The sequence below is a fragment of the Acinetobacter genomosp. 33YU genome (genome assembly GCF_001990725.1).
Lineage (GTDB): Bacteria > Pseudomonadota > Gammaproteobacteria > Pseudomonadales > Moraxellaceae > Acinetobacter > Acinetobacter seifertii.
This window is the reverse complement of sequence record NZ_LFZQ01000015.1, coordinates 21,559-30,214: the sequence shown is the minus strand read 5'-3', so window position 1 is coordinate 30,214 and position 8,656 is coordinate 21,559. Positions and strand designations below refer to the sequence as shown.

9 protein-coding genes are annotated in these 8,656 nt (G+C 39.5%); 7 read left to right on the top strand and 2 right to left on the bottom strand.

Annotated elements, in window-relative coordinates:
• Positions 1-173 precede the first annotated feature (173 nt).
• The 4 genes from AC056_RS17455 to AC056_RS17440 all read left to right on the top strand — a co-directional run bounded on the left by AC056_RS17455 (position 174) and on the right by AC056_RS17440 (position 2,933).
• Entirely contained in the window at positions 174-569 is a 396-nt protein-coding gene (locus AC056_RS17455; RefSeq protein ID WP_077164350.1) for a DUF2007 domain-containing protein, read from the top strand.
• Positions 570-698: 129 nt separating this feature from the next.
• Complete coding sequence (locus AC056_RS17450; RefSeq protein ID WP_077164349.1) at positions 699-1,052, top strand: GFA family protein; 354 nt, start codon at positions 699-701, stop codon at positions 1,050-1,052.
• Between the two features lie 17 nt (positions 1,053-1,069).
• The gene (locus tag AC056_RS17445) at positions 1,070-1,633 is read left to right on the top strand and encodes a DUF4256 domain-containing protein (RefSeq protein ID WP_077164348.1); all 564 of its coding nucleotides are present in this window, start codon (positions 1,070-1,072) and stop codon (positions 1,631-1,633) included.
• A 136-nt stretch (positions 1,634-1,769) separates the two neighbouring features.
• Positions 1,770-2,933 (top strand): acyl-CoA dehydrogenase family protein, encoded by a 1,164-nt coding sequence (locus AC056_RS17440; RefSeq protein WP_077164347.1) that lies wholly within the window; start codon positions 1,770-1,772, stop codon positions 2,931-2,933.
• Positions 2,934-2,976: 43 nt separating this feature from the next.
• On the opposite strand, the gene AC056_RS17435 is transcribed toward AC056_RS17440, so the two are convergent.
• Both AC056_RS17435 and AC056_RS17430 read right to left on the bottom strand, forming a co-directional pair.
• Positions 2,977-3,477, bottom strand: a complete 501-nt coding sequence (locus AC056_RS17435) for a GNAT family N-acetyltransferase (RefSeq protein ID WP_077164346.1) — start codon at positions 3,475-3,477, stop codon at positions 2,977-2,979.
• Positions 3,474-4,073, bottom strand: a complete 600-nt coding sequence (locus tag AC056_RS17430) for a TetR/AcrR family transcriptional regulator (RefSeq protein ID WP_077164345.1) — start codon at positions 4,071-4,073, stop codon at positions 3,474-3,476. Before AC056_RS17430 ends, AC056_RS17435 begins: the two co-directional genes overlap by 4 nt.
• Positions 4,074-4,258: 185 nt before the next feature.
• Here AC056_RS17430 and AC056_RS17425 point away from each other — a divergent pair, with 185 nt between their 5' ends.
• The 3 genes from AC056_RS17425 to AC056_RS17415 are packed head-to-tail and all read left to right on the top strand — an operon-like array spanning position 4,259 to position 8,620.
• Positions 4,259-6,064: an acyclic terpene utilization AtuA family protein gene (locus AC056_RS17425; protein ID WP_077164344.1), complete on the top strand. Its 1,806-nt coding sequence runs from the start codon at positions 4,259-4,261 to the stop codon at positions 6,062-6,064.
• Between the two features lie 20 nt (positions 6,065-6,084).
• Positions 6,085-6,996, top strand: a complete 912-nt coding sequence (locus AC056_RS17420) for an SDR family oxidoreductase (RefSeq protein ID WP_213033513.1) — start codon at positions 6,085-6,087, stop codon at positions 6,994-6,996.
• Positions 6,997-7,006: 10 nt separating this feature from the next.
• Positions 7,007-8,620: an acyl-CoA carboxylase subunit beta gene (locus tag AC056_RS17415; RefSeq protein WP_077164342.1), complete on the top strand. Its 1,614-nt coding sequence runs from the start codon at positions 7,007-7,009 to the stop codon at positions 8,618-8,620.
• Positions 8,621-8,656 lie beyond the last annotated feature (36 nt).

Below are 8,656 nucleotides of genomic sequence, written 5' to 3'. Positions count from 1 at the left end.
GTCATCGCCAGCTCATTATTCCAAACACCCCGGTCTCGAAAGAAACCGGGGTGTTGCTTATTGCGCGGAAGAAAAGCGGAAAGTTAACCCCTAATCCTTTAGAGATTAAATTTAATTCAATTTATAAAGAAATAAAGCTATTCTGAAACTATTCACCTTATTATAAATTTAATATGCAATGGATCTTAGTTAAAACTTTTTCGTTTCCGTATGAGGCACAAATAGCAAAAACTCAATTAGAGGCTTTTGGAATCCCTGCTCGTATTGAAAATGAACATACAATTAATATGGACTGGTTTTATTCAAATGCATTGGGTGGAGTTCGTTTATTAGTACTAGAAAAAGATGTTCATGATGCGAAAGCTTTCCTTGAAAAAGATTTTAGTGAAGACTTAGAGCAAGAATTTGGAAAAAATAAAGAGCGATGTCCTAACTGTGGAAGTTATGATATTGAAGCCTACACAAAAGGGAAAAAATCAGCCTTTATGGCTTTCATGTTCTTTGGTTTACCTTTGTTTTCTTTTAAAAATGGTAATAGATGCAAACAATGCCAATATTTTTGGAGTTAATGATTGGTCATTACTTCAATTTATTAGGGTTTATTATGAGGAAAAAGCCAAAGTCTGGAATAAGATTAAAAATTGATCTATAACAAGGAATATTATAAAACTATAAAAAATTATAAAGGGAAGAATGTTATGGAATATAAAGGAAGTTGTCACTGCGGACAGGTGAAGTTTGTCGTAGAAGGTGAGCTAATAGAAGTTTTATCTTGTAATTGTTCCATTTGCCAAAAGAAAGGGTCTTTACTTTGGTTCCTACCCACTAATCAAGTTACAGTTACTTTAGATTCTCCTGATATTTTAGCGAATTACACTTTTAACAAGCATGTGATTAATCATCATTTCTGTAAAAATTGCGGTATTCATCCTTATGCTCAAGGTACAGATGCAGAGGGTAATTCTATCTTTGCGATTAATGTTCGATGTATAGACGACATTGACTTAGATAAAATAAAAATAAATTATTTTGATGGACGCTCAGTCCAATAATTATAAGGATTTATTCAATGACAACTAAAAAACAATTAACTTTAACAGAATTAGATTCACTGCTTGAACTATTAAAGAAGAGATTTGAAAAGAACACACATCGCCATAAAGAAATTGATTGGACAAATGTACGAGCTAAATTATTAGAATCGCCTGAAAAATTGTGGTCATTGCAAGAAATGGAAAATACTGGAGGAGAACCTGACGTTGTCTCTTACGATCAACAGAAGGATGAGTATTTATTTGTAGATTGTTCTCCTGAGAGTCCAAAAGGTCGTAGGAGTCTTTGTTATGATCGAGAGGCTTTGGAATCTAGAAAAGATCATCCCCCAAAAAACAGTGTAATAGATCTAGCTAATGAAATGGGAGCTGAGCTTCTCACAGAAGAGCAATACCATGATTTACAAATGTTAGAGGAGTTTGATCTTAAAACATCAAGTTGGCTTAAAACTCCTGATGAGATTCGACAGTTAGATGGAGCTATTTTTGCTGACCGACGTTATGGTCGGGTCTTCATTTATCATAATGGAGCACAGTCTTATTATGCTGTGCGTGGTTTTCGTTGTTGCTTAAGAGTATAGGCGTTGTGCATAAATAAAAATAATTCTGTTTGATGTTTTATGCCAAGAAAATGGAGATTCTTGCAACTTTTGATTGACTGTAAACATGACAAGATATGTTCAGGAATTAAATAAAAACATCAGGACATTTCTAAACATGCAACTCAACCCAATTTACTATAATGAACAACACATTGCTTTTGCTGACAATGTTCGCCGGTTTGTACAAAAAGAAATGGCACCTTTTGTTAATGAGTGGGATGAAGCTGAGACATTTCCTAGAGAGCTTTATAGAAAGGCAGCTGAAATTGGCCTATTAGGTCTAGGTTTTTCAGAAGAATATGGTGGTATTCCTGATGCAGATCCATTTTATTCATTGCTGGCTGGTATTGAAATGGCAAAGGCGGGTTCTGGGGGAGTACATACCTCACTCATGGTACACACAATTGGCGGCCCTCCCATTCAGCATTTTGGAAGTGAGGAGTTAAAGGCTAGAGTCCTACCAGGTATTATTTCCGGTGAAAAAATTTCTGCTTTAGCTATTACGGAACCTGGTGGTGGCTCGGATGTCGCTGCATTACAGACTAAAGCTATTCGTGATGGTGATTACTACATTGTCTCGGGTGAGAAGACTTTTATCACATCGGGAATTCGTGCAGATTACTATACAGTTGCAGTGCGTACAGACCCAACTAAAACAGGTGCTGAAGGCATTTCAATGTTGCTCGTTGATGCGCACAGTGAAGGAATTACTAAAACACCTTTAAAGAAAATGGGATGGTGGGCTTCTGATACAGCTCATTTGCATTTTGATCAAGTACGAGTACCTATATCAAATCTGCTCGGCAAAGAAAACGCTGGTTTTAAAGTTATTATGAATAACTTTAATATGGAGCGGTTCTTCTTGGGAGTAGTCGCTTATGGGTATGCATTAGTCTGTTATGAAGAAGCTTTAGATTGGGCGCAACAACGAAAAACTTTTGGTAAGCGATTAATTGATCATCAAGTGGTTCGTCATAAATTGGTAGATATGGCAACACAATTGACCTCAACACGGGCATTGCTTGAAGAAACTGGATGGAAAATGACTCAGCCGAAGTTACAAGGGCCTGAGTTGGTGGCACAAATTTCAATGCTTAAAAATGTTGCGACTCGCACTATGCAATTTTGTGCTGATGCAGCTGTACAGACATTAGGTGGTATGGGCTTTATGCGAGGAACCAAGTCGGAACGTATTTACCGTGAAGTGAAGGTCAATATGATTGGTGGTGGTGCTGAAGAAATTATGAAAGATTTGATTAGTAAGCAGTTAGGTTATTAATTTTAGAGTAGGTTTTGCTTGTATAAACCATCTCATTCAGAGTTTACTGAGATGGTTCTATCCATTTCTCATTTAAAATTGCCCAACGTTCATGATCTTTCCATGTTTTTCCTCCAATTCGAAGATATTGCCGAGAAAAACCTTCTTTAATGAAACCAGCGTGGGCCACTAATTGAATCGAGGCAATATTGTCAGGTTGTATATTCGCTTCTAACCTATGTAAATTTAAATTTTTGAATGCTTCTTTGAGTAATAATTTTAGGCCTTGAGTCATATAGCCATGACATTGATAGGGATGAAATGCTTCATAACCCAAATAGGCTGAATGAAAGTGACCGCGTATAATATTTGAAATATTAAATGTTCCGGCAATCGCATGGCTATCGGTTAAGCAGACAAAATAGCGATGCTCTTGTTCTAAATATGTTTGAAAGTTAGCTGGTGGATATGTCCACGGTTGATGTAATTGAACACTACGTGCATAAGCTTCTTTAATTTCAGCTAAGTCATTTATATGAGGTTTACGTAAGTAGACAGAACTCATTTCAAAGCCATCTCCCAAACCATTTCGGTTAACTCATCAATTTTGACTTTACCTTCAGCTTTATACCAAGTTACGGTCCATGAAATTGCACCACCAATTAATCTTCGCCAAATAAAGGCATCATGCTTTACCTTGCCTTCAGTACGTAATTTTTCAATCACATCTATCCAGATTTGCTCATATTCATTACGCATTTTTAAAAGATAATCTTGTTTTTCTTTTGATAGGGCAAACCATTCATAAACCAAAACAGCCATGGCTGCACCAGTATCTCCAGTAATTGAAATGAGTTCAGCTTTAATAAGGGCACGTAATTGTTGTTCTGGATTGGTAGATTGGGCTGCCGCATCTTGTAAACGAGCAAGATTGTAAATAATGGTTTCCTCCATCACGTGAGCGAGGATGTCATCTTTACTTTTAAAGTGGTGGAATAAGCTTCCCGACTGGATTCCAATAAATTGAGCAAGTTCGCGTACAGTAGTTTTGTCATAGCCTTGTTTATGAAATAGATAGGCAGCTCCTCGTAATAACCGACCACGTGGGCTGTCATCAAAACAAGAGATATTTGGAATCTGTTCAATTGAAGTAGCAATCATGCGAAAGCCGGATCCTTTATATAAAAATACTTAATAGAAAAGGTTGCCAAATCTCATCATGTTTTAGCTGAGCTGTCGAGTTTGGCAGTTTTGGTCAATTTCACAATAACATTTTGCTCTTTACAAACCAAGCGCTTGCTTGGTAATGTTGAGTTTAATTTTTAAACAAAATAATGAGAAATAAAATGGCAAGTAATCAACAGGATGATGAGCGTGTCGTAAAAATAGGTTGTGCCTCAGGTTTTTGGGGAGATACCAATACTGCCGCTTTCCAATTGGTACATCTAACCGATATTAATTATTTGGTTTTTGATTATTTGTCAGAGATCACCATGTCGATTATGGCAAAAGCGAAGATGGTAGAACCAAAGCATGGTTATGCTTTGGATTTTGTCAGTCGAGTGATGGCACCTCTACTTAAAAAAATTGCAGAAAAAAAGATTAAGGTGATTAGTAATGCTGGTGGTGTTAATCCACTGGCATGTCGAGATGCCTTGCAAAAAATAATTAAAGAATATGGTCTAGATCTGAAAGTGGCTGTGGTTTTAGGCGATGATCTTTTAGCGCAGCATGAACAACTTAAGCAACAAAATATTCAGGAAATGTTTAGCGGTGAAGCTTTGCCAGAACAGGTGGCGAGTAGTAATGCTTATTTAGGTGCGGTGGCTATTCGCGATGCTTTAAATTTAGGCGCAGATATCGTGATCACTGGCCGTGTGGTTGACTCTGCCGTGGTACTTGCTCCTTTACTTCATGAATATCAATGGTCTTTAGATGACTATGATAAGTTGGCACAAGGCTCACTGGCAGGTCATATCATTGAATGTGGTGCACAATGCACAGGTGGTAATTTTACCGATTGGCGCCTAGTACAGGGCTTCGACAACATGGGGTTTCCAGTGGTTGAGGTGAGTGAAGATGGATCATTTATTGTGACCAAGCCACAGGGAACAGGTGGTTTGGTATCTACTGCCACGGTTGCGGAGCAAATTGTTTATGAAATTGGTAATCCTCAAGCATATTTATTACCAGATGTAATTGCTGATTTTAGTCAGGTGCATTTAGAGCAAGTCGGGGAGCACCGAGTTCGTGTGACGGGTGCAAAAGGACAACCACCGACTGGGCAATATAAAGTTAGTGCAACTTATCCTGATGGTTATCGGGTTTTAGTCAGTTTTTTAATTGCAGGCCGTGAAGCACCACAAAAAGCACAAGTCATCGCTGATGCGATTTTGACTAAATGTGAGCGTGTTTTAGCAATGCGTTCGGTGCCACCTTTTAGTGAAAAGTCGGTTGAAATCTTGGGCATTGAAAGTACCTATGGCGAACATGCCCAAACATTAAATAGTCGTGAAGTTGTGGTCAAAATAGCTGTAAAACACATGTTTAAAGAAGCATGTATGTTCTTTGCATCTGAAATTGCACAGGCTTCAACAGGTATGGCTCCAGCCTTGGCAGGAATTGTCGGAGGTCGACCAAAAGCATCTCCAGTGATTAAGTTATTTTCATTTTTAATTGATAAAAATCAAATTAATATCGAAATCGATTTTGATGGGAACCGCTATCCGGTTGAGATTCCTCGGGGCACTTCTACAGAGCAATTCAATATTTTAGCAGCGGATGAAAGTGCGGTTTATCAAGGGAATGAAATTGAAGTTCCTTTGATTGAAATTGCGCATGCCCGCAGTGGTGATAAAGGCAATCATAGCAATATTGGTGTAATTGCACGTAAAGCAGAATATTTACCATGGATTCGTACTGCACTGACTGAACAGACGGTTGCAAGCAATATGCAACATGTTTTGGATGCAGAGAAAGGGCGAGTCATTCGTTATGAATTACCAGGATTAAATGCACTGAATTTTATATTGGAAAATGCCTTGGGGGGCGGTGGTATTGCAAGCCTGCGAATCGATCCGCAGGGTAAAGCATTTGCACAACAATTATTGGATATGCCTGTTAAAGTTCCGGCACATCTTTTAGAAAAATAAAATGAATGGATGAAACAAAGATGAGTTATCAATCAATTTTTAGACCAGATGCTTTCGCTAATAAAGTAGTCATTGTGACAGGTGGAGGCTCTGGAATAGGACGCTGTACTGCACATGAGCTTGCAGCTCTTGGCGCTCAAGTGGTGATTACAGGACGCAAAATTGAGAAATTAGAGAAAGTTAGCCAAGAAATTATAGAAGATGGCGGACTCGTTCATTTTATTGTCTGTGATAACCGTGAAGAAGAACAAGTAAAAAATATGATTGCTGAAGTGATTGAGAAATTCGGTAAATTGGATGGCTTGGTGAATAACGCTGGTGGTCAGTTCCCCTCAGCTTTAGAGAATATCTCAGCAAATGGTTTCGATGCAGTCGTGCGTAATAATTTACACGCAACTTTCTATTTAATGCGTGAAGCTTATAACCAATGGATGGCTAAACATGGTGGCAGTATTGTTAACATGACTGCTGATATGTGGGGCGGCATGCCAGGAATGGGACATTCTGGTGCTGCGCGTTCAGGGGTTGATAACTTAACTAAAACAGCATCGGTTGAGTGGGGGAAATCTGGTGTTCGTGTAAATGCGATTGCACCGGGGTGGATTGTGTCATCCGGTATGGATAATTATAGCGGTGATTTTGCCAAAGTAATTATTCCAAGTCTTGCTGGCAATGTACCGCTAAAACGTATGGGGACTGAGTCGGAAGTTTCATCGGCAATTTGTTATTTACTGTCCGATGCTGCTGCTTTTGTTTCGGGTGTGACATTACGCATTGATGGTGCTGCATCACAAGGGACACGCATGTATCCACTAGCCGAAGCAACAAATAGTCAGTCTTATAATGGTTTCCATCGCGCGTTTATTCCTGAAATTTTTAAAAAAGATAAGACTGAGAAAGTCGAGCGAAGCAATAATTTAGGCTCGGAGTGAGGAATAAAAAATGACTATTCTCCAATCCGAAATTACTGTTGGTAGTGAACAGTATCAAAAGAATAAAGAGGCACTGCTTGCTCAGCTGAGTGAAGTCCGTGCTATTCAACAAAAAAGCATTGATAAATCGTATGCTGCTAAACCGAAATTCGATAAAAAGGGCAAGATTCTGCCGCATGAGCGTGTACGGTTATTACTTGATGCCGATTCACCTTTCGTTGAGCTATGTGGTTTGGTTGGCTACAACATGCATGATGATAAAGATGGTTCGGAAGCTGGTGGTGGCGTAATTGCCGGCATTGGTTTTGTCAGTGGTGTGCGCTGTTTGGTCTCAGCAAGTAATAGTGCAATTAAAGGTGGAACCATGTCGCCCATGGGTGTACAGAAAACACTGCGTTTGCAAAAAATTGCTTTGGAACAAAAACTCCCGCTGATTACGCTGACCGAAAGTGGCGGTGCCAACTTAAATTATGCAGCTGAAGTATTTACATATGGCGGTATGACCTTTGCCAATCAAGCACGTTTATCTGCGGCAGGTATTCCACAACTTGCAGTGGTACATGGGAATGCAACGGCAGGAGGAGCTTATCAACCAGGTCTTTCGGATTATGTCATTGCTGTACGCAAACAAACCGAAATGCTTCTTGCAGGCCCCCCGTTACTTCTGGCTGCCACGGGTGAAGTGGCTACAGCGGAGGAATTGGGTGGTGCAGAAATGCATGCGCAGGTCGCTGGAACAGCAGAATATTTGGCTGAAAATGATGCTGATGGTATTCGGCTTGCACGTGAAATTTTTGAACATCTGAACTGGAATGAACAAATCAAACCAGTTGAAACGACATATAAAGAACCTCGTTACGATGTCGATGAACTGTTGGGTGTGATTCCAAACGACCCGAAACAACCACTGAATATGAAAGAAGTGGTTGCCCGTATTATTGATGATTCAGATTTTCTAGAATTTAAACAGGAATATGATGATTTAACGGTCTGTGGTTGGGCAAAAATTGGAGGCTTGCATATTGGCATTATTACCAATAATGGTCCAATTACACCTCAAGGGGCGGCGAAAGCAGCTCAGTTTATACACCTGTGTGAGCAGACCAAACGTCCGTTATTGTTCTTACATAACACTACTGGTTTTATGGTGGGAACCGATGCCGAACAAGATGGCATTATTAAACATGGCTCAAAACTGATTCAAGCGGTTGCGAATTGTTCTGTATCTAAAATTTCGATTGTTGTAGCAGGCTCATATGGTGCAGGTAATTACGCGATGTGTGGTCGGAGTTTATCACCAGACTTTATTTTTGCATGGCCAAATTCGCATGTTGCTGTAATGGGTGCTGCTCAAGCCGGAAGGGTGCTACGCATTGTGGCTGAAGGAAAGCAAAAAGTTTCTGGTCAGGAGCCTAATCCGCAAATGCTCGATTTTCTTGAGCAAAGTACGGCCATGAAATTGGAGCAGCAATCTACCGCGCTTTTCAATACGGCCATGCTACATGATGACGGCATTATCGATCCGCGAGATACCCGAAAATTATTAATTTTCCTTTTACAAACCATTTATGAAGCACAGCAACGAGAGCTAAATCCAACTCGTTTTGGCGTGTCCCGTTTTTAATCAACCTTTACCGCAATTAAAAAAATTAATAGGAAT

Excerpts from the sequence above, each read along its gene's own strand:
- AC056_RS17450 (WP_077164349.1), top strand. The coding sequence starts at position 699 with ATGGAATATAAAGGAAGTTGTCACTGCGGACAGGTGAAGTTTGTCGTA.
- AC056_RS17440 (WP_077164347.1), top strand. The coding sequence starts at position 1,770 with ATGCAACTCAACCCAATTTACTATAATGAACAACACATTGCTTTTGCT.
- AC056_RS17420 (WP_213033513.1), top strand. The coding sequence starts at position 6,085 with ATGAGTTATCAATCAATTTTTAGACCAGATGCTTTCGCTAATAAAGTA.
- AC056_RS17435 (WP_077164346.1), bottom strand. The coding sequence starts at position 3,477 with ATGAGTTCTGTCTACTTACGTAAACCTCATATAAATGACTTAGCTGAA.
- AC056_RS17445 (WP_077164348.1), top strand. The coding sequence starts at position 1,070 with ATGACAACTAAAAAACAATTAACTTTAACAGAATTAGATTCACTGCTT.
- AC056_RS17415 (WP_077164342.1), top strand. The coding sequence starts at position 7,007 with ATGACTATTCTCCAATCCGAAATTACTGTTGGTAGTGAACAGTATCAA.
- AC056_RS17425 (WP_077164344.1), top strand. The coding sequence starts at position 4,259 with ATGGCAAGTAATCAACAGGATGATGAGCGTGTCGTAAAAATAGGTTGT.
- AC056_RS17430 (WP_077164345.1), bottom strand. The coding sequence starts at position 4,073 with ATGATTGCTACTTCAATTGAACAGATTCCAAATATCTCTTGTTTTGAT.
- AC056_RS17455 (WP_077164350.1), top strand. The coding sequence starts at position 174 with ATGCAATGGATCTTAGTTAAAACTTTTTCGTTTCCGTATGAGGCACAA.